This window comes from Streptomyces sp. NBC_00483 (genome assembly GCF_036013745.1).
In the GTDB taxonomy this organism is placed as follows: domain Bacteria; phylum Actinomycetota; class Actinomycetes; order Streptomycetales; family Streptomycetaceae; genus Streptomyces.
Window position 1 is genome coordinate 6,402,315 of the sequence record NZ_CP107880.1, and the last position, 24,163, is coordinate 6,426,477.

A 24,163-nucleotide genomic window follows, 5' to 3' on the forward strand; every position below is an offset into this window, starting at 1 on the left:
TACGGCAGGGAGCCTTGAAGTGGGGAACGAGAGGAGTCCGTCGTGATCGTCACGCTGATCATCGCCTGCGAGGTCGGTTTCTGGGTGCTGCTGGCCGCCGGCCTCGCGCTGCGCTACTGGGCCAAGATGCCGCGCGCGAGCGTCGCCGTACTGCTCTGCGAGCCGCTCCTGGAGGTCGTGCTGTTCGTCGTCACAGCCATCGACCTCAAGAACGGCGCCGAACCCGACTGGAAGCACGGCCTCGCCGCCGTCTACATCGGCTACTCCGTCGCGCTCGGCCACTACACGATCAAGTGGGCCGACGTCCGCGTCGCCCACCGCTTCGCGGGTGGCCCGCCGCCGTCGACCCCCAAGTACGGGGTGCCGCGCGCGATCCACGAGTGGAAACTGGCCGCCCGCTGGACCCTCGCCGCGCTCATCGCGATGGGCCTGCTTCAGGGCGCGATCTGGTACGTCGACGGGGACGGGGCGACCGACTCCCTGGCCGCGTGGCAGCAGAAGATGCTCTTCCTGATCGCCATCAACGTGATCATCGCGCTGAGCTACACGGTGTTCCCGAAGAAGGCCCCGGCCATGACGACGACCAAGGGCTAACGCTCGCCGCCGGGCACCCACAGCACGTCCCCGACCTCCTTGTTCGCGATCCTGGCCAGGATGAAGAGGAGGTCGGAGAGGCGGTTCAGATACGTCGCCGTGAGCGGGTTCATCGTCTCGCCGTGGACCTCCATCGCCGCCCACGTCGACCGCTCCGCCCGGCGCACGACCGTGCAGGCCTGGTGCAGCAGGGCCGCGCCCGCCGTACCGCCCGGCAGGATGAAGGAGCGCAGCTTCTCCAACTGCTCGTTGAAGTGGTCGCAGTCCGCCTCCAGCTTGTCGACGTAGAACTGCTCGACACGCAGCGGCGGGAACTCGGGCTCGGCTACGACCGGCGTCGACAGGTCCGCGCCCACGTCGAACAGATCGTTCTGCACGCGCGTCAGCACCTTCACCACCTCCTCGTCGAGGCCGCCGAGGGCGACGGCGGTGCCGATGACGGCATTGGCCTCGTTGGCGTCCGCGTACGCCGAGATCCGCAGATCGGTCTTGGCGGTGCGGCTCATGTCGCCGAGGGCCGTGCTGCCCTTGTCTCCGGTACGGGTGTAGATGCGCGTCAGATTGACCATGCGGTCAGCGTAGTTATGCTCCGGCTTCGCGGAAGACACGTGTGCCCACCGTCACGGCGAGCCCTGCGAAGACGAGCGCGACCAGGACCCCGTACAGCATGTGCGTCGTCGCGTACTCGCCCACGTACGCGTCCCGCATCGCGTCGACCAGATAGCGGACCGGCATCACGTGCGACAGCACGTCGAGCCAGCCCGGCGCGAGTGCCATCGGCAGCATCAGCCCGGACAGCAGCATCGACGGCATGGTGACCGCGTTGATGACCGGCCCGAACTCCTGCGGCGTGCGCACGTTGAAGGCGAGCGCGTACGACAGCGACGCCAGCGAGATCGTCAGCAGCGCCACGAACGCGAACCCGATGAGCACCCCCGCGAGCGGCGCCCGCAGCCCCATCACCAGCGCGGCGAGCACCAGCAGCACCGCCTGGAAGAGGAACAGCGCGGTGTCCCGCAGCACTCGGCCGAGCAGCAGTGCGAGCCGGCTGACGGGGGTGACGCGCATCCGCTCCACGACGCCGTAGTTCTTCTCCAGGATGATCCCGAACCCGGCGAACGCCGCCCCGAACAGCCCGAGTTGGAGCAGCAGTCCGGGGACCAGTACCTGCCAGGAGCTGCCGCTGGAGCTCAGCGGGAGGCTGGTGAGCAGCGGCCCGAAGAACAGCAGGTACAGCAGCGGCATCAGGATGCCGAAGAGCATCTGGAAGCGCGAGGAGAGGGTCTGGCGGGCGTAGCGCCCGAAGATGATCGCGGTGTCGGACATCAAGGTCTTCATCGTGCTCACACCGCCACCGGAGTCGTGTCCACCGGCGCGGGGCCCCGCCCGGTGATGGCCAGGAACGTGTCCTGGAGCGTCGCGTCGATCGACCCGCCGTGCGCCAGCTTGAGCGCGCTCGGTGTGCCCTCGGCGGCCACGACTCCCTTGTCCACCACGACGATCCGGTCCGCGAGCGCGTCCGCCTCGTCGAGGTAGTGCGTGGTCAGGAAGACGGTCGTGCCGTAATCGGCGCGCAGCCGGCGCACCAGGTCCCACAGGTCGGCGCGGGCGCCCGGGTCGAGCCCGGTCGTCGGTTCGTCGAGGAAGAGCACCTCGGGGTGGTGCACGAGCCCCATCGCGATGTCGAGGCGGCGCCGCTGCCCGCCGGAGAGCGCGGCGGTCTTGCGGTCCATGAGGTCGGCGAGGTCCAGATCGGCCGCCAACTCCCGTGCTCGTACGGCGGCCTGAGGTTTCGTCAGCCGATACAGGCGGCCCTGCGTGACCAGCTCCTCGCGTACGGAGATGCTCGGGTCGACGCCGCCGGACTGGGCGACGTAGCCGACCGCGCGCCGCACGCCCGCCGGGTCGCTCGCCAGGTCGCAGCCCGCGACGGTGGCCGCACCGCCGGTCGGCGGCAGCAGCGTCGTGAGCATCCGCAGGGTCGTGGTCTTGCCCGCGCCGTTCGGGCCGAGGAAGCCGAGGATCTCGCCGGGCTCGACGCGTAGGTCGATGCCCCGGACGGCCTCGACCGGGCCCTGTTTGGTCTGGAAAGTCCGGGCCAGGCCGGACGCGCTGATGACTGCCATGGGAGCCAGAAAAACAGAGTCGCTTAAATTTTGCAACGCCCCCAAAATTTCAGGGAGGCCAGCAAACCCGTAGAATCGGCGCATGGCAGAAGGGCTCAGGGAGCGGAAGAAGCGGCAGACCCGGCAGTACATCTCGGACGTCGCGACCGGGCTGTTCATGGACCGGGGCTTCGATGCGGTGACCGTCGCGGAGATCGCGGACGCGGCGAACGTCTCCGTGAACACCGTCTACAACTACTTCCCGGCCAAGGAGGACCTGTTCCTCGACCGCTCCAAGGGTGTCGTCGACCGGATGTCCCGCTGGGTGCGCGGCCGGGGGCCGGGGGAGTCCGCGGGCGGCGCCGTCCTGCGGGAGCTGCGCGAGGAGGTCGAGGCGGTGTCGCCGCGCGTCGGACTGATGGATGGCTACAGCGACTTCATGCGCGTCGTGCACGCGGCCCCGGCGCTGCGCTCGCGCCTGTGGGCCATCCAGCAGGAGGTCCACGACAACCTCACCGAGACCCTGCACGCGGAGACCGGCGCCTCCGCCGACGACCCGCTGCCCGACCTGATCGCCGGTCAGATCGGCTGGGTCCACCAGACGGTGATGGCGGGCATCGGACGCCGCATGCTCGCGGGCGGCAGCCCCGCCGAGGTCTCCCGCGAGATGCTCGACGTGCTCGACGAGATGGAGGAACTTCTGAGCGACAAGGTGCTCAACTACGCCGTCCGTGACGCCTGATGGGCACGGATGATCGATCACTGATCCGTGCCGGTGTGATGTCCGTCATTCGAGACGTGACGCGCATCTCTTAGCGGTCACACGGCCGCTCACGGGCGCTAGTGTCCGCCGAAGAGCAACGTAAACAGTGGTTAAGCGGTCGCGCGGACACGCGGTTAGGGGACGTACGTGGCAGGGAAGCTCGCCGTCATCGGAGCCGGCCTCATGGGGTCGGGCATCGCGCAGGTTTCCGCCCAGGCGGGCTGGGACGTCGTCCTGCGCGACGTCACCGACGAAGCGCTCACGCGCGGCACCGACGGGATCAAGGCCTCGTACGAGAAGTTCGTGGGCAAGGGGAAGCTCGACGCGGCCGAAGCGGAAGCCGCGCTCGGCCGCATCACCGCGACCACCGAACTGGACGCGGCAGCCGACGCGGACGTCGTCGTCGAGGCCGTCTTCGAGAAGCTCGAAGTGAAGCACGAGATCTTCCGCGCGCTCGACAAGATCGTGCGGGACGACACGGTGCTCGCCTCGAACACCTCGGCCATCCCGATCACCAAGATCGCGGCGGCCACCGCACGCCCGGAGCGCGTCGTCGGCGCGCACTTCTTCTCGCCCGTACCGATGATGCAGCTCTGCGAACTCGTGCGCGGCTACAAGACGAGCGACGAAACGCTCGCCACCGCGCGGGAGTTCGCCGAGTCCGTCGGCAAGACCTGCATCGTGGTGAACCGGGACGTCGCCGGGTTCGTGACGACCCGTCTCATCTCCGCCCTCGTCGTCGAGGCCGCGAAGCTGTACGAGTCGGGGGTCGCCACCGCCGAGGACATCGACGTCGCCTGCAAGCTGGGCTTCGGTCACGCGATGGGGCCGCTCGCCACCGCAGACCTGACGGGCGTCGACATCCTGCTGCACGCGACCGAGAACATCTACACCGAGTCGCAGGACGAGAAGTTCGCGCCGCCGGAGCTGATGCGCCGGATGGTGGACGCCGGTGACATCGGCCGCAAGAGCGGGCAGGGCTTCTACAAGCACGCTTGATCGCACAGCTGATGCCATGTCACCCCTCGGGGTGAATTCGGTATCGGTTCGCTTACAGACGGCAACTTTCGGCCCCCGCGGCCCGTCAGTTGCAGTGACATACCCAGATCACCCGGATCACCGGATCTTCCGGATCACATGAACAGCTGAGTACCGGCTCAGAAGCAGTCGCGTACTCCGACCACGCCGAGCACTTCTGTATTTCCCACGGGGAGCGCATATGTACATCAGGGGCGACCACGTCGAGCTGGTCGTCGGGGGCCGCCTCGACGTCCGCAGCGCGGCGGACGCCCGTTCGGTCCTGCACACCGCCGTCGACGACGGAATCGGCGACCTGGTGCTCGACCTGTCCGAACTCGACTCCTGGGACGCGACGGGGCTCGGCGTCATCATGGGCGCCCACCGCCGGGCGGGCCGCTGCGGACGCCGGCTCGTGCTGCGCCGTGTGCCGCCCCAGATGCAGCGCCTGCTCGTCGCCACCAGACTGCACCGGATCCTGGCCATCGAGGGTGGCATCGGCGTCGAGTCCCTGCCGCGCGTCTGAGCCGCGCGTCCGAGGCGGAAGGCCGCGCGCGGCCGGGAGTTGACGGTTGAACCGGAAGGTTTGACCCCGGAAGGGTGTGAACCAGTCATTCCGGCGGGAACCGCTGACAATCCTCACGAGACTGTGACGTCTCGGGCGGCGCGGGACCTCCCGGCTTCGTAGATACTGGGCGAAGCGACAGTGCGGTGTGCACAGGCCGGGAGGGGCAAGCGGCACACCACGCTTTTGGGGGGCTTTGACAATGGACCCGATGGACCGGGGACCGCAAGATTCCAGCCAGGAACGGCGCGACGGGGCAGACGGCAGCGGGGGACGCCAGCGTCCGCCCCGCGATCCTCTGACGCCCGACTACGGCCAGGCGTCACCGGCGCTCGCCCGCACCGTGCGACTCGTCTCGGGCGATCACCTGCTGACCGTCAATCCCGTTGACGGCAGCGAGATCGAATCCTGCCCGCCCGGCGAGCGCCCGGGCCGGCCCACCAAGTACGACGCCACGGAGCGTGCGGCGCTCGCCCGCGCCGCCCGGCCGCCGCTGCCGCCCGGCCCCGCACAGCCGCAACTGCCGCTCCTGGAGCGGCAGGAGGAGCGGGAGCGCCTGGTGCGGCTCCTGGCGCGCGGCCGCTCCGTACGGCTCACGGGGCCCGCGGGATCCGGGCGTACGGCGCTGCTCGACCAGGTCTCCGAGGACTGCGCCGACATCGCGCCCGACGGCGTCGTTCGGCTCTGCGGCCACCTGCGCTCCGTAGAGGACCTGCTGTACGACCTGTTCGGCGCGGTCCACAAGGCGCCGCTGCACCAGCCCGACCGCGCGCTGCTGCTCGAACTCGTCCACGAGATCGGCGCCGTCGTCGTCCTCGACGACCTCGAGTTCGGCGGCGCCGCGCTCGACGAACTCCTCGAAGCGACGCCCGAGTGCGCCTTCCTGCTGTCCGCGACGCCCGACGTGCCGGCGCCGTCCGCCGACTCGCACGTCGAGGAGGTCTTCCTGGCGGGGCTCGGCCGCGGCGGCGGACAGGAGCTCCTGGAGCGGGCCGTCGGCCGGGTGCTCACCGACGAGGAGGCGCAGTGGGCCGCCGACCTCTGGTTCGAGTCCGAGGGCCTGCCGCTCCGGTTCGTACAGGCCGGCGCCCTGCTCCGGCAGCGCGACCAACTCCGCGCCGACCCCGAGGCCTTCGACGCGTTCGGGTACTACGAGGGTCCCGACGCGGCACCGATCGACGCGCCCTTCGACGCCGACGGGCACGACGTACCGCTGCCCGCGCTCGCCGAGGCCGCCGCGCCCGCCGCGCTGCTCGCGTCCCGACTCGGCGCGTCCGCGCGCGCCACCCTGGAGTTCGCGGTCGCGCTCGGCGGCGAGATCCCGCACCAGGCGCATCTGCCGGCGCTCGTCGGTGACACACACGCCGACGCCGCCCTCGCCGAGCTCGTCTCCTGCGCGCTCGTCACGCCGGTCGGCGGCCGCTACCGCCTCGCCGCCGGAGTGCACCGGCAACTGGAGGCCGCGGGCTACGGCACCGACGCAGCCGGCCGCGGGCACACCGCCGCCCAGCACTACGCGTGGTGGGCCGCGCACCCGTCGGTCGGGCCCGAGCGGGCGGCCGCAGAGTCCGACGCGGTGCTGGCCGCGCTCGCGGCGACGACGGCCCCTGAGACGTCCGTGGAGCTCGCCCGCGCGGCCGCGCCCGCCTTCGCCGCCGGGCTCGCCTGGAGCGCGTGGGAGCGCGCCCTCAGGGCCGGCCTCGAAGCGGCGCGCTCCACGGGACAGGTGGCCGAGGAGGCGTACTTCCACCACGAGTTGGGGATCCTCGCGCTCCTCGACGGGCAGCTCGACCGGGCCCGCTTCGAGCTGGAGGCCTCCATCGCGCTGCGCGGCGCCGTCGCCGACAAGCACGGCACGATCGCCGGGCGCCGGGCCCTCGCCCTGGTCGCCGACCGCTCGGGCGGCTCGCTGCCCGGTGGCAGTACGGCGGCGGGCGACGAGGTCCCGGACGCGATGTACGAGGAGTCGGCCTCGCCGCCCGGCGGAGTCCCCGCGTACACACGGTCCGAAGAGCCCAGCGAGCCCGACACTTTGGTGACCCGTCAGGCCGCCGCGCCCGTACCCGCACCGCCCGCCCCGACCGTCGTCGGGGGCAAGGCGCCCTCGCGCAAATCGGTGGTGGGCGGGGCCCGGCGCAACATGGTGGCGGCGGGCGCAGGCGCGCTGCTCGCGGCGGTGCTCGGCACGGTCGTCACGCTCGGCGCCACGTCGGGCAACGACGATCCGCCGTCGGACAAGGTCGACACGAAACCGTCGGCGACGGCGGGGGAGAACGGCGGGGACCTCGGCGCCGAGGGGGCGGGCGACGGCGACGGCAAAACGAGCGCGGCGCCGACCGACCCGGGCGAGGACGGCGTCCTCGGCACGGCGGACGACCCGACTCCGTCGAGCGGGGCGAGCGACAAGCCGTCCAGCTCGCCGAGCGGCTCCAAGGCGCCGGACGACCCGACGAAGTCGCCGACCAAGTCGCCCACGAAGTCCCCGACGAAATCGCCGACCAAGTCTCCGACGAAGTCGCCCACTCCGACGCCGACGAAGCCACCGACATCGAGCCCGCCGCCGGCGACGACAACCCCGCCACCGGCGACGACGACCCCGCCGACGACGCCGGACACCTCGGACACGGCAAGCGGCCCGATCACGACGACGCCGAACTCTCCGAGCAACGCCGCCTGAGGGCATATCAAGCCCCGTCGGCATTTGAGGCGCGGGGCCCCGAGGCGTCAACCCCGGGGCCCCGCACCCTCAGAAGAGCCGCAGCTTGTCGTCCTCGATGCCCCGCATCGCGTCATAGTCCAGCACGGCGCACCCGATACCCCGGTCCGTCGCAAGGACTCGCGCCTGCGGCTTGATCTCCTGCGCCGCGAAGACACCCCGCACGGGGGCAAGGTGCGGATCGCGGTTCAACAGCTCCAGGTAGCGCGTGAGTTGCTCGACCCCGTCGATCTCGCCACGGCGCTTGATCTCGACGGCCACGGTCTGCCCTTCGCCGTCCCGGCACAGGATGTCGACCGGGCCGATCGCCGTCATGTACTCGCGGCGAATGAGCGTGTAGCCCTCGCCGAGCGTGTCGATACGGTCGGCGAGCAGCTCCTGGAGGTGGGCCTCGACGCCGTCCTTGATGAGGCCGGGGTCCACGCCGAGCTCGTGCGAGGAGTCGTGGAGGATCTCCTCCATCGTGATGATGAGCTTTTCACCCGCCTTGTTGACGACGGTCCACTTGCCCTCGTCGTCTCCGGTGCCCTCCTTCAAGGTGCACGGCGGCGACATCCAGTTGAGGGGCTTGTAGGCACGGTCGTCCGCATGGATCGAGACGCTGCCGTCCGCCTTCACGAGGATGAGGCGGGGTGCCGACGGGAGATGGGCGGTGAGCCGGCCCGCGTAATCCACGGAGCAACGGGCGATGACGAGACGCATGGTCGGCAACGCTACTCGACCCTCGGTGGTCGACGCACTTCTCCCTCCCGTCTCCCACCACCGCACCACCCGAGCACCTGCGGTGCGCCCCTTTAATTCCCGTAATTCCAGTAAGCACGCGTTCGGCATTGGCCGGTTGTGTACGAACGAATACCCCTACGCCCTGTTGCCGTTCGGACACGTTGCCTAACGTAGAAGACAGGAGGTCGCGGCGCGTGCACGCTGCGTGTTCCACGGAGTGCTCGTGCCAAGGACTTCTGCCCTGTCCGTCAGCCCCCGCTCCCCGGGGGTGCGAGAGGAGAACCCATGTCGCTCGACGTCTCACCGGCGCTGTTGGATCAGGCCGAGCGAGGCGAGGTCGACGAAAAGGACTTCGTCGACTGCGTCCGGACCTCCCTGCCTTACGCATGGGAGATGATCAGCTCCCTGGTGGCTCAGCTGAAGGTCGACGGCGGAGCGTTCGCCGACAACCAGACGCCGCCCCCGGACGAGCAGGCACGCGGACAGCTTCTGCGCGCGCTCGCGAGTGACGCCATACGTGGGGCGCTGCAGCGGCACTTCGGTGTCCGCCTCGCGTTCCAGAACTGCCACCGGGTCGCGGTGTTTCCGCAGGACCCGTCGGTGGACGAGACGCTCGCCCGCTTCACCTCGGCCCGCAACCAGCTGCTCAACCAGTCACCGGAGCTGCGTGACTGCTGACGGCTGAGGGCGTAACAGCCTTTGCCTGCCGGCCCGTGCGCGGGAGGTGCATCTGTACGGGCCGGCGGGTGCCGAGGTCAACGTCCCAGTGCGTCAGTCGAGTTGAGGCAGTACCTCGGCTCCGAGGCGCCGCACGTTCTCCTCCGTGGCCGTGAGATCTCCCGAGCCCTCGACGAGCAGCGCGAACCGGGTGATCCCCGTCCGCTCCGATGTCGCCGCGAGTCGGTCCGCGCACAACTGCGGGGTGCCGACCGGGTGCAGGGAGCACAGCAGTTCCGTGTACGCGTACGGGTCGCGCATCGCCCGCGCCCTGCCGTCGACCGTCACATGGGCGTCGAGCCCCTGCTTCAGCCAGCCGGGCATCGCCTTCAGGAGTGTCTCCGCGGCCTCCGACTCGCTGTCACCGATCTGGGCGACACCGGCCGACACGTGCTCCGCCGCGTAGATCTCGTCGACCGAGCGTCCTGCCTCGCGGGCGCGGCGTCGCCACAGGCCGACCATCTCGGCCTTCTCCTCGTCCCCGATGTGCATGCCGAGCAGCATCGGCAGACCCCGCTCGGCGGCGAGCCGCACGCTGTTCGGTGACGTACAGGCGACGATCACTTCCGGCCCTTCCTGGACCGCTCCGCCGATCGCCTCGGTCGGGCGCGGCACGACCGGGACCTCGCGGAAGGCGAAGCGCTCACCGGCGCCCCCGACATGCTCGTCCCGCAGCCACTTGAGCAGCAGGTCGAGGGATTCCGGGAAGCCCTTCTCGTACGCCTCGATGCCGCCCCCGAAGACCTCCAGGTCCACCCAGGGCCCGCCCCTGCCGACGCCGAGCGAGAACCGGCCGCCGGACGTGACGTGCAGCAATGCCGCCTGCTCGCCGAGGGCGACCGGGTGCGCGGTCGGCAGCACGCTGACCGCCGTACCGACCCGCAGCGTGTTCGTGCGGCCGAGCAGCAGCGCGGCCAGCGTCACGGCCGAGGGACAGGTCCCGTACGGCACGAAGTGGTGCTCGGCGAGCCACACGGAGTCGAGGCCCGCCTCTTCGGCGACCTCCGCGGATCGCACCGCGCGATGCAGTGCCTCTCCCTGCCCCTGACCCGGAAACTGGGCCGCCAGTACAAATGTTCCTACGCGCATCGCTTTCCTGCCTTCCTCGGCACCGACGCGGGCATTCCCCCTATAGGCAATAACGGTTGGCAAGTGCCAAGGACACGGCCTCGCATGAAGATTGGCAGATTTTCCGGCAGATCTTGACATCGGGCCGGGCCGATGGACCTCGAGTGCCCCCTCCGTATCGGCGTACGCTGTTTGCGACCTCCTGCTCCGTTCACACACTCAGAGGTGAGACGTGTCTCCGCGCCGCAACCGCCCGAAAGCAGGCGGGTCGTCCCGCAGTAGCGACTCCACGAGCAGCGGGGACGAAGCGAAGCGCTACGGCGGGTTCCAGTCCACGGAGAGCTGGCAGGGCGAGCAGTGGAGCGTGCGCCACGTGGCGGGTGCGAGCGCGGCCGGAAAGACGTATCGCTGCCCCGGCTGCGACCAGCAGATCCCCTCCGGTGTCGCACATGTGGTGGCCTGGCCGGAGTACGGGGGAGTGGACGACCGGCGGCACTGGCACAAGGCGTGCTGGAACGCGAAGGACCGCCGCACCACGAAGGTGCAGCGGTCCAAGAACGCGCCGCGGTACTGAAGGCCACCAGGCCCAAGGAGCGCTGTACGTCCAGCTGTACGGCTATACGTCGCGGCTGTTGAGCGACAGGAACGCACCGCCGAGCGCCACCGCGGTGATCGCCGCCATGATCCACAGCGGCTGCCAGCCGGTCGGGCCCGAGCCCGCGGTCACCGAGTTGTCGTAGAGCACGGCGAGCTGGCTGGGGACCGAGTACTCGAGCAGCGCCTGCTGCAGGTCCTTGAGCGACTCCGAGAACATGAAGATCGCCATGACGAGCGGCAGCAGCACGACGCCGACCATGATGGTGATCGCGCCCGCCGAGTGCCGTACGAGCGTGCCGACGGCGAGCCCGAGCAGGCCGAGCAGCGCGACGAACAGGCCGACGCCGAACGTCGACTTCGCCCACGTGCCGCCCGCCGGCGAGTCCACGCCCACGATGCCCACCTGGAGCGCGCCGACGAGTGCGGCGAACACGGTGGTCAGCACCGTGACGAGCAGGAAGAAGACGATCGCCTTGGCGGCGAGCACCCGGCTCCGGCTGGAGCAGGCCGTCATCGTCGTACGGATCATGCCGGTGCCGTACTCGGAGGCGATGGTCAGGACGCCGAGGGTCATCACGCAGATGGTGCCGAGCAGGGTGCCGAAGAAGCCGAGGCTGAGCACCTGTTGGCTGCTCGGCGACGAGCCGTCGTCGGCGGCGACCACGGCGGCCGAGGCCAGACCGAGCCCGACCATCAGCACGATCATCACGCCCAGCGTCCACATCGTGGAGCGCACGGAACGGATCTTCGTCCACTCCGAGGCGAGTGCGTCGCCCAGGTGCGCCTTGCGGATCGGGATGGGCGAGGCGTACGAGGCGCCGGGAGCGGCGAGGGGCGGGGGCGGCGTGCTCATCGGGCGTCCTTGTCCATCGGCGGGGCGGTCGGGGCCGGTGCGGCGGCCGGAGCGGGCGCGACGGGCGGGGCCGGCGGGGGCATCGGGGCCGCGTACGGATTCTGGTCCGCGACGGGCTGCTGGGCGGGCGGCTGGACCGGGGCGTGGACCGGGGGCTGACCCGGACCCGGGGCCTGGACCGGAGCCTGACCCGGGGCCTGGGGCGGCGGCGGGGCGTACCAGCCCGGCTGGCCCTGTCCCGGCACCGGCATCTGGGCGGGCGGCACCGCGCCGGGCGGCAGCTGCTCGTGCAGGCCCGCGCGCTGGTCGGCGGTCGAGCGGTAGTCGACGGCGCCCTGCGTCATCCGCATGTACGCCTCTTCCAGCGACGCCTGGTGCGGCGACAGCTCCCACAGCCGTACGTCGGCGCTGTGTGCCAGATCGCTGATCTGCGGCAGTACCAGGCCCGTGACGCGCAGTCCGCCGTCCTGCTCGGGCATGACCTGGCCGCCCGCCTCGGTCAGCGCCGCCGTCAGCTTCTCGCGCTGCTGCGGCTCGCTGTCGGGGGTGCGCACCCGCGCGAAGCCGGCCGAGTTGTGCGCGATGAAGTCCCGCACGCTCATGTCGGCGAGCAGCTGCCCGCGTCCGATCACGATCAGGTGCTCGGCGGTGAGCGCCATCTCGCTCATCAGGTGCGAGGAGACGAAGACCGTGCGCCCCTCGGAGGCGAGCTGCTTCATCAGGTTCCTGACCCAGAGGATGCCCTCGGGGTCGAGCCCGTTGACCGGCTCGTCGAAGAGCAGCACCTGCGGGTCGCCGAGGAGCGCGGCGGCGATGCCGAGCCGCTGCCCCATGCCGAGCGAGAACCCGTTGGAGCGCCGCTTCGCGACGTCCTGAAGACCGACGACGCCGAGCACCTCGTCGACCCGGCGGGCCGGGATGCCGGAGAGTTGGGCCAGGCTCAGCAGATGGCTGCGGGCGGTCCTGCCGCCGTGCACGGCCTTCGCGTCGAGCAGCGCGCCGACCTGGCGCGGAGCGTTCGGGAGCCTGTTGTACGGATAGCCGCCGATGGTCACGTGGCCGGCGGTCGGCTGGTCGAGGCCGAGGATCATGCGCATCGTCGTGGACTTGCCCGAGCCGTTCGGCCCGAGGAACCCGGTCACGGTCCCCGGCCGCACCTGGAAGGAAAGGTTGTACACGGCTGTCTTCGCGCCATAGCGCTTCGTCAGGCCGACTGCCTCGATCATTCTCCGCACCCATCGGATCGGAAGGTTCTGAGAGTTTCCGGACGTCGGGGCAGACGCCCCCGTAAGGGTTAGGAGCGTATACGTGCGCTGACGGTTCCGGCCAAGAGTGAGCAAAGCGTCAGGCGGGGCCGGAGGGGATTGTTCCGCCCGAGCGCAGGATCCGGGTGCCCTCTTCGCGTACGGCGGGGGACGCGGCCGCGCGCTGTACCCAGTCCCGCGGGGCAGGGCCGAGCAGCGCGGCCAGCTCCGGAGAGGCCGCCATGAGCGCGATCAGGAGGCCCGCCTGGTCGCCGCCGCCGGCCCGCGGGGCCCCGGTGCCCGGGTCGACGAGAACGCCGTGCTCACCCACGTACATCTGCAGACCGGGGACGGGGGCGCCGGGGACGGTGATCCTGCGGTAGTTCGGCAGCTCCGTGGCGTCGACCGCCTTCAGCTGGGCCGCGTCGAGCCAGGACACGACGAGGGTGCGCGCGGCCCCTGGATCCGGGTAGGGGGCGGCGGCCACATATCCGTTGCGCCCGATGTGTGCGGAGCAGCCGACGCCGATGCCGCGGGTGGGGAGCGGCACCATCGGCACGGCGACCGGGAGACCCAGCTTCCTCAGCTTGTACGCGACCTGGGCGGGGGCCGCGTTGGAGCCGACGGCGAGGACGGGGGTGCGGTCCGCGGTCCAGCGGGGCAGCTCGCGCCCCACGTCCAGGTCGAGGAGTTCGTCGCCGCGCAGGAGGGCCGGGGCGGTGACCGGGCGGCCGGGGTAGCTGAGGGGAGTGAGGGCGGGGACGGTGTCGTAGCCGAGGGAGACAAGGGTGCGGCTGGGATCGATGAGCGCCATGGGGCCGCAGGCTAGGCCCTGTCCTATGCGTCCCGCTTCTTCAGCAGGGCGTATCCGACGATCAGCGCCACCGCCACCCACACCAACAGGATCGCGAGCCCGCCCCACGGCCCGTACGGCGCGTCGTCGCTCGGCGGGTCCACCACCTGCATGACCTTCAGGCCCGCCTGGTCGGGGAAGTACTGGGCGACCTTCTTCGTGGCCGAGACGCTGCCGAGGATCGGCGAGACCAGGAAGAAGAACGGCATCAGGATGCCGAGCGAGAGCATGGGGGAGCGGAGCATCGACGCGACGCCCATGGAGAACATCGTCATCAGCGTCATGTAGACGGCGGCGCCGAACACCGCGCGCAGCACGTTCGGCGCGCCCAGGTCCGTGCCGTGGTCGCCGAGCATCAGCTGGCCGAGGAAGAACGACGCGAAGCTGATGACCAGCGCGACGACGAGCGCGAGCAGCGCGGCGACCAGGATCTTGGAGAAGAGGAACGTGCCGCGCTGCGGGACCGCCGCGAGCGAGGTGCGGATCATGCCCGTGCTGTACTCGCTCGCGACCACGAGGACCCCGAAGACCAGCATCGCGAGCTGGCCGAGGGAGAGGCCGGAGAAGGAGATGAAGGTCGGGTCGAAGGTCAGCTTGTCCCCGGTCGACATCTTGTCGAACTCGTTGCCGGTGAACGCGCTGATCAGCATGCCGAGGCCGACGGAGACGAGCACCGCGAGGCCGAGCGTGAAGGCCGTCGAGTTCACCGATTTGATCTTGGTCCACTCGGAGCGGAGGACCTGGGCCGCGGCCATCTCAGGCGCCCTTCTCTCGGTTCCAGCTGGAACCCCAGCCCGACTGCTGCGGGTTCTGTGGGGCTCCCGGGTTCTGTGGGGCCTGCGGAGTCTGTGGGGCCATCGGGTTCTGTGGGGTCACTGGGCCTTGCGGGTTCTGCTGCTCCGGAGCGTCCGTGTGCGCGTGGTACTCCACCGACTCCGCCGTCAGCTGCATGAACGCCTCTTCCAGGGAGGCCTGCTGCGGGCTCAGCTCGTGCAGGACGAGCTGGTTGCGCGCCGCGAGCTCGCCGAGCTCCTCTGCGGGGTGGCCGTCCACCTCGAGAGCGCCGCCGGACTCCACGACCGTGATGCCGGCCCGGTGCAGCACGTCCAGCAGGCGCTCGTGCTGCGGTGAGCGCAGCCGGACGTACGAGCGCGAGTTCTGCCGGATGAAGTCCGGCATCGACATGTCGGCAAGGAGCCGTCCCTGCCCGATGACCACCAGATGGTCGGCGGTGAGCGCCATTTCGCTCATCAGGTGGGACGAGACGAAGACGGTACGGCCGGCGGACGCGAGGGATTTCATCAGGTTGCGGATCCAGTGGATGCCCTCGGGGTCGAGCCCGTTGACCGGCTCGTCGAACATCAGGATCTGCGGGTCGCCGAGGAGCGCGCCGGCGATGCCGAGCCGCTGCCCCATGCCGAGCGAGAAACCCTTGGCCTTCTTACGGGCCACGGCCGTGAGGCCGACCGTGTCGAGCACCTCGTACACGCGGCTCTTGGGGATGCCGTTGGACTGCGCCAGGCAGAGGAGGTGGTTGTAGGCGTTGCGGCCGCCGTGCATCGCCTTCGCGTCGAGCAGCGCGCCGATGTAGCGCAGCGGGTCCTTCAGCTGGGCGTAGTGCTTGCCGTCGATCCGGACGTCGCCCGCCGTCGGGTTGTCGAGGCCGAGCATCATCCGCATCGTGGTGGACTTGCCCGCGCCGTTGGGGCCGAGGAATCCGGTGACGATTCCTGGCCGGACGGAGAAGGTGAGGTCGTCCACGGCCGTCTTCTCGCCGTAGCGCTTGGTCAGCCCCGAGAGCTCGATCATGCGGCCACGCTAAATCGCGACAAAGCCCCCGGCCACTCGTGAGTGACCGGGGGCTTCGAGCTCGGCTCCCTCAAGCCTCGGCGGGGGCATTTCAAGCCCCGCCGGCGATTGAGGCGCGGGGTATGGGGCAGAGCCCCAAGCCCAGCCCCGGTTACCCGGCGAGCGCCCCGGGGCTCCGCCCCGGACCCCGCTGCTCAATCGCCGCAGGGGCTGAAACGGCCTACCGGGACTGCTGGGCCGGAACCCCGCGGGAGATGGGCTCCTCCTCCGCCGGGGCGCCCGCCGCAGCGACTGCCGCACCGGTGAGGGTGGCCAGCATCTCGCGGACATTCGTCAGCTGCGCGTTGATCGAGTCGCGGCGGTTGGTGAGCGCCGCCAGCTCGCGCTCGGACTCGCTGCGGATGCGGTCCGCCTTGGCGTTCGCGTCCGCGACGATGTCCTCGGCCTGGCGCTGGGCCGTCTCCACCGTCTGGCGGGCGCGCCGCTCGGCGTCCGTGCGCAGCTTCTCGGCCTCCAGGCGGAGCTGCTCCGCGCGGTGCTCGATCTCGGCGAGGCGCTTCTCGGCCTTGGCCTGACGCGAGGCCAGGTCGCGCTCCGACTGCTCGCGGCGCTTGGCCAGGTTCGTCTCGAAGTCGGCGGCGGCCTGGGCGGCCTTGGCGCGCGTCTCCTCGAAGAGGGCGTCCGCCTCCTCGCGCTTGGACTGCGCGTCCTTCTGCGCCTCGGTGCGCAGCGAGGTGGCCTCGCCCTTGGCCTTTTCGACGATCCGAACGCCCTCGTCCTCGGCCTTGGACTTGCGCTCGGCGGCGAACGACTCCGCGTCGTTGCGCACCTGCTGGGCCGCGGACTCGGCGAGCTCCCGGTGCTGCTCTGCCGCCCTGCGGGCCTCTTCGCGCAGGTCCTTGGCCTCCTCCTCGGCGAGGCGGAGGATCTTCTCGACGCGGGCGCCGAGGCCGGCGTACGACGGCTCCGCGTCGTTCACCTGCGCCTGAGCGTTCTGCGTCTCGAGGTGGAGTTCCTCGATGCGCTTTTCCAGAGCAGTGATACGGGCAAGAGCACTGTCACGGTCGGAGACGAGCTTGGAGATCCGTTCGTCCACCTGAGCGCGGTCGTACCCACGCCGCACAAGCTCGAAGCCGTAGGGGGAAGTGTCGCTCATGGGGTTCCTGTCGAATGAGACCGGTGAGGTGATAGGGGGAATCCTAGGGGGCGTAGCGGCGTGTCATCGGGCAGATGTCGTATTGATCAGCCTTCGACTCTAGAATGTCACCCCTTTTGAGTGGCGTAGGGACGGAGTGCTTGCCAGAACAGGGCCAAAGGTCCTTGGCGAGCACGGTAGTTGGCCGAAAGGCTAGCCCTCCGAGCCCTTGCCACCCGAACGTGTGGCCCCCGCCGTGGCCCCCGCCTTGACGCCGCCGTCCTTGCCTCCCCCGCCGGACGGAGCCTCAAAACTCTCCAACGCCTCCAACACGTCCTGGACACGGGAGATCTCGGCATTGATGTCCTCGCGGCGCCTGACCAGTACGTCGAGATCCCGCTGACCCTTGTCGATCATGGCGGTGGCCTCCTGCTCCGCGTCCGCCTTGATCTTGTCCGCCTCACGGGACAGCTCGGCCTTCTTCTGCTCGGCTTCCTTGAGAAGGCCTTCGGCCTTCTTCACGGCTGCGATCCGGACCTTGCCGGCCTCCGAATTCGCGTCGTTCAGAAGCTCCTTGGCCTTCGTCTGCGCCTCGGAAAGTTGTTCCTCCGCGGCCTTGACCAGAGCGTCGCAGCGTTCGCCCGCGTTCTTCATGGCTTCCGCCGACTCGCGGCGGGCGTGCTCGTGGAGCTCCTCGATCTCGGCCGTGATCCGGTCGCGCAGCTCCTCGGCGCGCTCCCTGATCTGCGTCGCGTCCCTGCGGGCGCCGACGAGCAACTCGTCCGCGTCCGTACGGGCCTTCTCCACGAGCGTGTTGCCCTCGACGGTCGACTCCGCGACCAGACGCTCGGCCTCCGTGCGGGCCGCGCCGACCATCGTGTCGGCCTGCGACTCCGCGTCGGCGGTCGTCTTCTGCGCCGTCTCCTGCGCCTCGCGGGTCAGCTTGTCGGCCTCGGTCGCGGACTCCGTGATGAGCTTGTCGACCTGCTCCGCGGCCTCCGTGCGCCGCTTGTTGGCGTCCTTGCGGGCCTCGTCCAGCGTGCGCTCGGCCTCCTCGCGGGCGGCCGCCGTGATGCTCTCGGCCTCCGCCGCGGCGTCCGCCTTGACGCGCTCCGCCTCGGTGCGGACCCGCTCGGCGTGCTGCTGCGCGGAGGTGACCGTCTCCGCGGCCTCGGCGCGCAGCCGCTCCGCGTCGCCGGACGCGTCCGAGATCAGCTTCTCGGCCTGGGCGACGGACTCGGTCCTGACGCGCTCGGCCTCGGTCCGCGTCTCGTTGGTCAACTGCTCGGCGGCGGCCGTCGATTCGGCGCGCAGCCGCTCGGCCTCGGTGCTCGCGTCACCGACGAGCTTCTCGGCCTTCGCGGTGGACTCGGAGCGGACCCGCTCCGCCTCCGCGTTGGTCTCCGTCGTCAGCCGCTCGGCCTCGGTGGCCGCCTCGGTGATCAGGGTGTCGGCCTGCTCGGCCGCGTCGGAGCGGATCCGGTTGGCGTCCGCGCGGGCGTCCGCGCGGGTGCGCGAGGCGTCCTGGTCGGCGGCCGAGCGCAGATCGGAGGCCTCCGTACGGACCTGCTGGGCGTGCTCGGACGCGTCCGTGCGCAGCCGCTCCGCCTCGGTGAACGCCTCCGAAACCGTGCGCTCCGCCATGGCCTTGGCGGCCTCCGCCTCGGCGGTGGCCTCGGAACGGACCCGGTTCGCGTCCTCGGTGGCGCGCTCGCGCTCCGCGTAGGCGTCGGAGCGGACCCGGTCGGCCTCCTCCTGCGCCTCCGTCCTGGTGCGCTCCGCCGCGTGCTCGGCGGCGCTGCGCAGCCCGGTGATCTCCTCCTGGGCCTGCTCCTGGAGCCCGGCCACGGAGTCGCGCACCTGCTGCGCCGTCTGCTCGGCGGTGGAGACCATCTCGGTCGCCCGCTGGTCCGCCTCCTCGACCAGACGTACGGCCTCGGTCTGCGCCTCGTCCACGCGGGCACGTGCCACGGCGAGCAGTTCCTCGCTCCGCTCGCGGGCCCGCTCGCGCTCCTGATCGGCCTCCTCGCGCGCGCTGCCGAGCGTCTCCTCGGCCTCGCGGCGGCGCCGCGCCGCCTCCTCCTGGGCGGCAGCCAGCGTCTCGGCGGCCTCGGTGGCGATCCGCTCGGCGGCGGTCTGCGCCTCGGCACGGATCCGGTCGGCGGACTCCTGCGCCTCCGTCTTGAGCCGCTCCGCCTCGTTCGACGCCTCGGACCGCAGTCGTACGGCGACGTTCTCTGCCTCGGAGCGGGTCGTCGCGGCGTCGGACGCGGCCTCCGTGCGAAGGCGCTCGGCCTCCGTCTCGGCCTGCGCCTGCACTGTACGGGCACGCTCGGCTGCGTCCGCGCGCAGCCGCTCGACCTCCTCGGCGGCCTCGCGGCGCAGCGTCTCGCCCTGCTCCCGCGCCTCGTTCAGCGCCGTCTCCGACGCGGTCAGGCGCTCCTCGGCCTCCGTGTGCAGGCGGGTCAGCTCGCGGGCCGCCTCGTCCTGCTTGGCCTGCATGGCCCGCTCGGCCTCGTTCTTGAGCTCCTGCGCCGCGCGCTCCGCCTCGGACCTGGTGGCCTCGGCCTGCTCCTCGGCCTCGGTGCGGTACCGCTCGGCCTCCGCGCGCGTGCGCTCGAGGGTCTCCTCGGCCTGCTTGCGCAGCGACGTGGCCCGCTCGATGGCCTCCGTGCGGACGCGCTCGCTCTCCGTCGTCGCGGCGGTCCGCAGTTCGTCCGCGTCCGCCTTCGCCTTGGAGAGCAACTGCTCGGCGGTGCTGGCCGACTCCTCGATCTGCTGGACGGCCTCGCGGCGGGCCTCGGCCCGGATCCGCTCGCCCTCCTCGACGGCCTCGGCCCGCAGCTGCTCGGCCTCGCCGCGAAGCCTGCGCGCCTCCTCCTGGAGCTCGACGGTCTTGGCGCGGTACTCCTTGGTGTCGTCCTTGGCGGCGCCCTTGAGCTCCGTCGCCAGGTCGTGCGCCTCGGCGCGCAGCCGGTCCGCCTCGGCCTCGGCATCGGCGCGGAGCCGCTCGGCCTCGTCGGCCGCCGCCTTCGTCGTCGCCTTGGCTTCCTCGGACGCCTTGTTGAGCACGTCCTCCGCGGTGCGCGCGGCCTTCGCGAGCTCGCCGGCGGTCTCCTCGGCGGTGACCGTACGGGCCTTCTCCTTGGCCGCGGCGATCAGCTGCTCGGCCTCGGCGCGCGCGTCGGCGACGACCTGCTCGGCCTCCGACTTCGTGGTCTCCGCGTCCTTGGTGGCCTCCTGGACCAGGCGGGCCACCTGCTCCTTGGCGGTGCGGGTGCGCTGCTCGTTGGTCGACTCGGCGGTCGCGAGCTGCTTGGCCGCGGCGTCCTTCGCCTCCGCGAGCACCTTGTCGGCCTCGGTGCGGGCCTCGCGCAGCGCGCTGTCCGCCTCGGCGATCTTCTGCTCGGCGGCCCGGCTCAGCTCGCCGGACCGGCGGCGGGCCTGCTCGGACTCCTCGCTCGTCGACGTCCGCAGCTGCTCGGCGTGGTCGGTGGCCTCCTGCGCCTGCGTCGACGCGGCGTTCAGCAGGCGCTCGGCGTCCTGCCGGGCGCGGGCCAGGATCGACTGCGCCTCGGCGCGCGCCTCCTCGGCCTCGGAGGTGAGGCGCTGGCGGGCCTGGTCGGCGACGCGCTCGGCCTCGGTGCGGGCGGCGGCGAGCGCCTGGTCGGCCTCGGCGCGCGACTCGTCGAGGAGGCGGCGGGCCTGCTGCTCGGTGCGGGCGCGCAGCTGCTCGGCCCACTGCACGTTCTCGTTGACGTGCGTCTCGACCGTGCGGCGGCGCTCGGAGAGTTCCTGGTCGAGCTGCTGGCGCCGGTTGACGGCCTCCGTGTGCAGCTCGGACTGGAGCCGGGACTGCTGCTCGGCGTGCTCCTGGAGGATCCGCTGGGTCTGCGCACGGGCCTCGCGCAGCTCGCGCTCGGCGTCGGCGCGCAGCTGGTCGGCCTGGATCTGCGCGTTACGGAGGAGCTGCTCGGCCTGGTAGCCGATGTCCGACCCGTCGTAGGCAGGCCGGGTCGCGAGGCTGCGGCGCGCCTCGTGCAGCTTGGCGCGCAACACCTCCACCTGGTAGCCGAGGTCCTCGGCGTGCTGGACGGCCTTCTCCCGATCGGTCTTCAGCCGGTCCATCTCGGCTTCGAACCGCGAGAGATGGTCGGTCTCAGCCGGCCGTCGGCCGTCCTGGCTCTCATAGCCCCGCACTGCGCGGTCCCATCCGTCCCCTGGTCGCAAGTTCTTCTTACGAGCCCCGCCCATCCCGCGACCGGGGCCCCCGGGGAATGGTGTCAGATCGAATGGGACGGCGCCGTCGGACCGTTACGGCTGATGCCGTGTGCTGCCCGACTTGCCCCGACCCTCGTCCCCCGATACCCGGACCCCGGCCCACGACTGGCCGTTGGAGACGGCAGCCGCCCCACAACCCTACCGGCCCGGCTATGTGGAGGTCAGTGCTCCACCGAGTCCTTAGGTGCCGCAGTGACGAGTTCGGTCAGTACGCCGTGACAGTCCTTGGGGTGCAGGAACGTGATGCGCGAGTCCATCGAGCCACGTCGGGGCTCTTCGTAGAGGACGCGTACGCCCTTGTTCTTGATGTCGTTCGCGTCCGTATCGACGTCGGCCGTGCCGAAGGCGATGTGGTGCACACCCTCGCCGTTCTTGGCCAGCCACTTGCCGACGGCGGAGTCCTCGCGGGTGGGTTCGAGCAGCTGGAGGTAGGTGGCGCCCCCGTCGCTCGTCTCGTTGACCTTGAGCATGGCCTCGCGCACGCCCTGCTCCTCGTTGACCTCGGAGTGGTACACCTCGAAGCCGTACGTGGCCCGGTAGAACTCGACGGTCTTGTCGAGGTCGAAGCAGGCGATCCCGATGTGGTCGATTCGCGTCAGCATGCTTTAAGTGCAGCGCGGTTCGAGGTGGTTACGCAACGTGCGCGCGATCACACCCCGGTGACGATGACGTGCGCCATACCGGTCAGTACATTCGAGTAAACCCTCGTTCACTTCTCACCTCCAAGGGGCCGTGCCTCATGTCAGGAACGACCGGTACCACGTCAGTGATCGTCGCGGGCGCGCGGACGCCCATGGGCCGTCTGCTCGGCTCGCTCAAGTCCTTCTCCGGAGCCGACCTGGGCGGCTTCGCGATCAAGGCCGCCCTCGACCGTGCGGGAATCGGTGGCGACCAGGTGCAGTACGTGATCATGGGCCAGGTGCTGCAGGCCGGGGCAGGGCAGATCCCGGCGCGCCAGGCCGCGGTCAAGGCGGGCATTCCGATGAACGTCCCGGCGCTCACGATCAACAAGGTGTGCCTGTCCGGGCTCGACGCCATCGCGCTGGCCGACCAGCTCGTGCGCGCCGGCGAGTTCGACGTGGTCGTGGCCGGTGGCCAGGAGTCCATGACGAACGCGCCGCACCTGCTGCCGAAGTCCCGCGAGGGCTACAAGTACGGCGCGGTCGAGATGCTCGACGCGATGGCGCACGACGGCCTCACCGACGCCTTCGAGAACATCCCCATGGGCGCGTCGACGGAGAAGCACAACACCCGCCTCGGCATCGCCCGTCCCGAGCAGGACGAGGTGGCGGCCCTGTCGCACCAGCGGGCCGCCGCGGCGCAGAAGAACGGCATCTTCGAGGCCGAGATCACGCCCGTCGAGATCCCGCAGCGCAAGGGCGAGCCGGTCGTCTTCAGCAAGGACGAGGGCATCCGCGCGGAGACCACCGCGGAGTCCCTCGGCAAGCTGCGTCCGGCCTTCGACAAGGGCGGCACGATCACCGCCGGCACCTCCTCGCAGATCTCGGACGGCGCCGCCGCGGTCGTCGTCATGAGCAAGGCGAAGGCGCTGGAGCTGGGCCTGGACTGGATCGCCGAGATCGGCGCGCACGGCAACGTCGCGGGCCCGGACAACTCCTTGCAGTCGCAGCCCTCGAACGCCATCCAGCACGCCCTCAAGAAGGAGGGCATCGGCACCGAGGACCTCGACCTCATCGAGATCAACGAGGCCTTCGCGGCGGTCGCCGTGCAGTCAATGAAGGACCTCGGAGTGTCCTCGGAAAAGGTGAACGTCAACGGCGGGGCCATCGCGCTGGGTCACCCGATCGGGATGTCCGGCGCGCGCATCGTCCTGCACCTCGCCCTGGAGCTGAAGCGGCGCGGCGGCGGTGTCGGCGCGGCGGCCCTGTGCGGTGGCGGCGGTCAGGGTGACGCGCTGGTCGTGCGGGTACCCAAGGCATAACGCCTTCGTATTCGAATGACGTCTTCGTCGGTGTACGAGAACTGGTGAACGGAGCTGTGATGCAGGACGTCCCCACGTTGGTCGCGCAGGCGAGGGAGGGCAGGCCGCGTGCCGTGGCCCGGCTGATCTCGCTGGTGGAGGGGGCGTCCCCGCAGCTGCGCGAGGTCATGGCCGCGTTGGCTCCGCTCACGGGTGGGGCCTACGTGGTCGGTCTCACCGGTTCGCCGGGTGTCGGCAAGTCGACTTCGACCTCGGCGCTCGTGAGTGCGTACCGGCGGGTCGGGAAGCGGGTCGGCGTGCTCGCCGTCGACCCGTCGTCGCCGTTCAGCGGTGGCGCGCTCCTTGGCGACCGGGTGCGGATGTCGGAGCACGCGTCCGACCCCGGGGTCTACATCCGCTCGATGGCGACGCGCGGGCATCTGGGCGGGCTCGCGTGGGCGGCGCCGCAGGCGATCCGTGTCCTGGACGCGGCGGGCTGCGACGTCGTACTCGTCGAGACGGTCGGCGTCGGCCAGTCCGAGGTCGAGATCGCCTCGCAGGCGGACACGTCGGTGGTCCTGCTGGCCCCCGGCATGGGTGACGGCATCCAGGCGGCCAAGGCAGGGATCCTGGAGATCGGCGACGTGTACGTGGTCAACAAGGCCGACCGGGACGGGGCGGATGCCACGGCCCGCGAGCTGAACCACATGCTGGGGCTCGGTGAATCCCGTGCCCCCGGCGACTGGCGCCCGCCGATCGTGAAGACGGTCGCCGCGCGCGGGGAGGGCGTCGACGAGGTCGTCGAGGCGCTGGAGAAGCACCGGGCGTGGATGGAGGAGCACGATGTGCTCTCCGAGCGGCGGGCGGCGCGGGCGGCCCGCGAGGTGGAAACGATCGCCGTGACGGCGCTGCGCGAACGCATCGGCGACCTCTCCGGAGACCGCCGCCTCGGCGCCCTGGCCGCCCGCATCGTCTCCGGCGACCTGGACCCGTACCGGGCGGCGGACGAGCTGGTGGCGGGCCTGACGGGTCGGTGAGCCGGGGGCCGGGGTCGGCGCCTGAGGTGAGTGCGGCCTACGCCGGGGCAGTCACCTGTACCGGGGCCGGCGCCTGAGTTTGGTGCGGCCTGCACGTGGTGCCATGGGCGGTACCGGGGCCGGCGCCCGTCGTTCGCGTTGCGCTGCACCGGGGCGCCGCCTTGC

The 24,163-nt window shown here is 70.9% G+C and carries 22 protein-coding genes; 9 read left to right on the forward strand and 13 right to left on the reverse strand.

Annotated elements, in window-relative coordinates; translation table 11 throughout:
* Nucleotides 1–42 precede the first annotated feature (42 nt).
* Complete coding sequence (locus OHA73_RS28860) at nucleotides 43–594, forward strand: hypothetical protein (RefSeq protein ID WP_266714137.1); 552 nt, start codon at nucleotides 43–45, stop codon at nucleotides 592–594.
* Here OHA73_RS28860 and OHA73_RS28865 read toward each other — a convergent pair.
* Genes OHA73_RS28865 through OHA73_RS28875 form a run of 3 tightly spaced genes read right to left on the reverse strand, consistent with a single transcriptional unit; the run spans nucleotide 591 to nucleotide 2,720 of the window.
* On the reverse strand, nucleotides 591–1,163 hold the full coding sequence (locus tag OHA73_RS28865; protein WP_266714139.1) for a cob(I)yrinic acid a,c-diamide adenosyltransferase: 573 nt from the start codon (nucleotides 1,161–1,163) through the stop codon (nucleotides 591–593). The two genes, OHA73_RS28860 and OHA73_RS28865, sit on opposite strands and share 4 nt — an antisense overlap.
* 13 nt (nucleotides 1,164–1,176) lie before the next feature.
* Nucleotides 1,177–1,932, reverse strand: a complete 756-nt coding sequence (locus OHA73_RS28870; protein WP_267072786.1) for an ABC transporter permease — start codon at nucleotides 1,930–1,932, stop codon at nucleotides 1,177–1,179.
* Nucleotides 1,933–1,937: 5 nt separating this feature from the next.
* Nucleotides 1,938–2,720: an ABC transporter ATP-binding protein gene (locus tag OHA73_RS28875; protein WP_267069223.1), complete on the reverse strand. Its 783-nt coding sequence runs from the start codon at nucleotides 2,718–2,720 to the stop codon at nucleotides 1,938–1,940.
* An 82-nt stretch (nucleotides 2,721–2,802) separates the two neighbouring features.
* Between OHA73_RS28875 and OHA73_RS28880 the strand changes: the two genes are divergently transcribed.
* The 4 genes from OHA73_RS28880 (at nucleotide 2,803) to OHA73_RS28895 (ending at nucleotide 7,721) form a co-directional block, all read left to right on the forward strand.
* The gene (locus OHA73_RS28880; protein WP_266714143.1) at nucleotides 2,803–3,441 is read left to right on the forward strand and encodes a TetR/AcrR family transcriptional regulator; all 639 of its coding nucleotides are present in this window, start codon (nucleotides 2,803–2,805) and stop codon (nucleotides 3,439–3,441) included.
* A 168-nt stretch (nucleotides 3,442–3,609) separates the two neighbouring features.
* Complete coding sequence (locus tag OHA73_RS28885; RefSeq protein WP_266714145.1) at nucleotides 3,610–4,461, forward strand: 3-hydroxyacyl-CoA dehydrogenase family protein; 852 nt, start codon at nucleotides 3,610–3,612, stop codon at nucleotides 4,459–4,461.
* Nucleotides 4,462–4,681: 220 nt separating this feature from the next.
* Nucleotides 4,682–5,005 (forward strand): STAS domain-containing protein, encoded by a 324-nt coding sequence (locus OHA73_RS28890; RefSeq protein ID WP_266714147.1) that lies wholly within the window; start codon nucleotides 4,682–4,684, stop codon nucleotides 5,003–5,005.
* A 241-nt stretch (nucleotides 5,006–5,246) separates the two neighbouring features.
* On the forward strand, nucleotides 5,247–7,721 hold the full coding sequence (locus OHA73_RS28895; protein WP_327656486.1) for an ATP-binding protein: 2,475 nt from the start codon (nucleotides 5,247–5,249) through the stop codon (nucleotides 7,719–7,721).
* 69 nt (nucleotides 7,722–7,790) lie between these two features.
* Here OHA73_RS28895 and nucS read toward each other — a convergent pair whose 3' ends face one another.
* Entirely contained in the window at nucleotides 7,791–8,462 is a 672-nt protein-coding gene (gene nucS / locus OHA73_RS28900; protein ID WP_266714151.1) for an endonuclease NucS, read from the reverse strand.
* Between the two features lie 306 nt (nucleotides 8,463–8,768).
* On the opposite strand from nucS, the gene OHA73_RS28905 reads away from it, so the two are divergent.
* Nucleotides 8,769–9,161: an SCO5389 family protein gene (locus OHA73_RS28905; protein WP_266714153.1), complete on the forward strand. Its 393-nt coding sequence runs from the start codon at nucleotides 8,769–8,771 to the stop codon at nucleotides 9,159–9,161.
* 93 nt (nucleotides 9,162–9,254) lie between these two features.
* Here the strand turns inward: OHA73_RS28905 and OHA73_RS28910 are convergent, their stop codons facing one another.
* Nucleotides 9,255–10,289, reverse strand: a complete 1,035-nt coding sequence (locus tag OHA73_RS28910; RefSeq protein ID WP_266714155.1) for an LLM class flavin-dependent oxidoreductase — start codon at nucleotides 10,287–10,289, stop codon at nucleotides 9,255–9,257.
* Between the two features lie 211 nt (nucleotides 10,290–10,500).
* Here OHA73_RS28910 and OHA73_RS28915 point away from each other — a divergent pair, with 211 nt between their 5' ends.
* Nucleotides 10,501–10,842: an ATP/GTP-binding protein gene (locus OHA73_RS28915; RefSeq protein WP_266714157.1), complete on the forward strand. Its 342-nt coding sequence runs from the start codon at nucleotides 10,501–10,503 to the stop codon at nucleotides 10,840–10,842.
* A gap of 42 nt (nucleotides 10,843–10,884) precedes the next feature.
* On the opposite strand, the gene OHA73_RS28920 is transcribed toward OHA73_RS28915, so the two are convergent.
* From OHA73_RS28920 to mce, 8 genes are all read right to left on the reverse strand, one after another.
* Nucleotides 10,885–11,718: an ABC transporter permease subunit gene (locus tag OHA73_RS28920; RefSeq protein WP_327656487.1), complete on the reverse strand. Its 834-nt coding sequence runs from the start codon at nucleotides 11,716–11,718 to the stop codon at nucleotides 10,885–10,887.
* Complete coding sequence (locus tag OHA73_RS28925; RefSeq protein ID WP_327656488.1) at nucleotides 11,715–12,944, reverse strand: ABC transporter ATP-binding protein; 1,230 nt, start codon at nucleotides 12,942–12,944, stop codon at nucleotides 11,715–11,717. The genes OHA73_RS28920 and OHA73_RS28925 overlap by 4 nt, the downstream gene beginning before the upstream one ends.
* A gap of 118 nt (nucleotides 12,945–13,062) precedes the next feature.
* Complete coding sequence (locus OHA73_RS28930) at nucleotides 13,063–13,776, reverse strand: hypothetical protein (RefSeq protein WP_327656489.1); 714 nt, start codon at nucleotides 13,774–13,776, stop codon at nucleotides 13,063–13,065.
* A 23-nt stretch (nucleotides 13,777–13,799) separates the two neighbouring features.
* Nucleotides 13,800–14,570 (reverse strand): ABC transporter permease subunit, encoded by a 771-nt coding sequence (locus OHA73_RS28935; RefSeq protein WP_266714165.1) that lies wholly within the window; start codon nucleotides 14,568–14,570, stop codon nucleotides 13,800–13,802.
* 1 nt (nucleotide 14,571) lies between these two features.
* Nucleotides 14,572–15,624, reverse strand: coding sequence for an ATP-binding cassette domain-containing protein (locus OHA73_RS28940; RefSeq protein ID WP_266714167.1), 1,053 nt, complete (start codon nucleotides 15,622–15,624; stop codon nucleotides 14,572–14,574).
* Between the two features lie 220 nt (nucleotides 15,625–15,844).
* Nucleotides 15,845–16,780, reverse strand: a complete 936-nt coding sequence (locus tag OHA73_RS28945) for a cellulose-binding protein (protein ID WP_266714169.1) — start codon at nucleotides 16,778–16,780, stop codon at nucleotides 15,845–15,847.
* Nucleotides 16,781–16,972: 192 nt separating this feature from the next.
* Nucleotides 16,973–20,959, reverse strand: a complete 3,987-nt coding sequence (gene scy / locus OHA73_RS28950; RefSeq protein ID WP_327656490.1) for a polarized growth protein Scy — start codon at nucleotides 20,957–20,959, stop codon at nucleotides 16,973–16,975.
* Nucleotides 20,960–21,201: 242 nt separating this feature from the next.
* Nucleotides 21,202–21,642 (reverse strand): methylmalonyl-CoA epimerase, encoded by a 441-nt coding sequence (gene mce / locus OHA73_RS28955; protein WP_266714173.1) that lies wholly within the window; start codon nucleotides 21,640–21,642, stop codon nucleotides 21,202–21,204.
* Nucleotides 21,643–21,779: 137 nt separating this feature from the next.
* Between mce and OHA73_RS28960 the strand changes: the two genes are divergently transcribed.
* The gene (locus tag OHA73_RS28960) at nucleotides 21,780–22,982 is read left to right on the forward strand and encodes an acetyl-CoA C-acetyltransferase (RefSeq protein ID WP_266714175.1); all 1,203 of its coding nucleotides are present in this window, start codon (nucleotides 21,780–21,782) and stop codon (nucleotides 22,980–22,982) included.
* 59 nt (nucleotides 22,983–23,041) lie between these two features.
* Nucleotides 23,042–23,998 (forward strand): methylmalonyl Co-A mutase-associated GTPase MeaB, encoded by a 957-nt coding sequence (gene meaB, locus OHA73_RS28965; protein ID WP_266714177.1) that lies wholly within the window; start codon nucleotides 23,042–23,044, stop codon nucleotides 23,996–23,998.
* Nucleotides 23,999–24,163 lie beyond the last annotated feature (165 nt).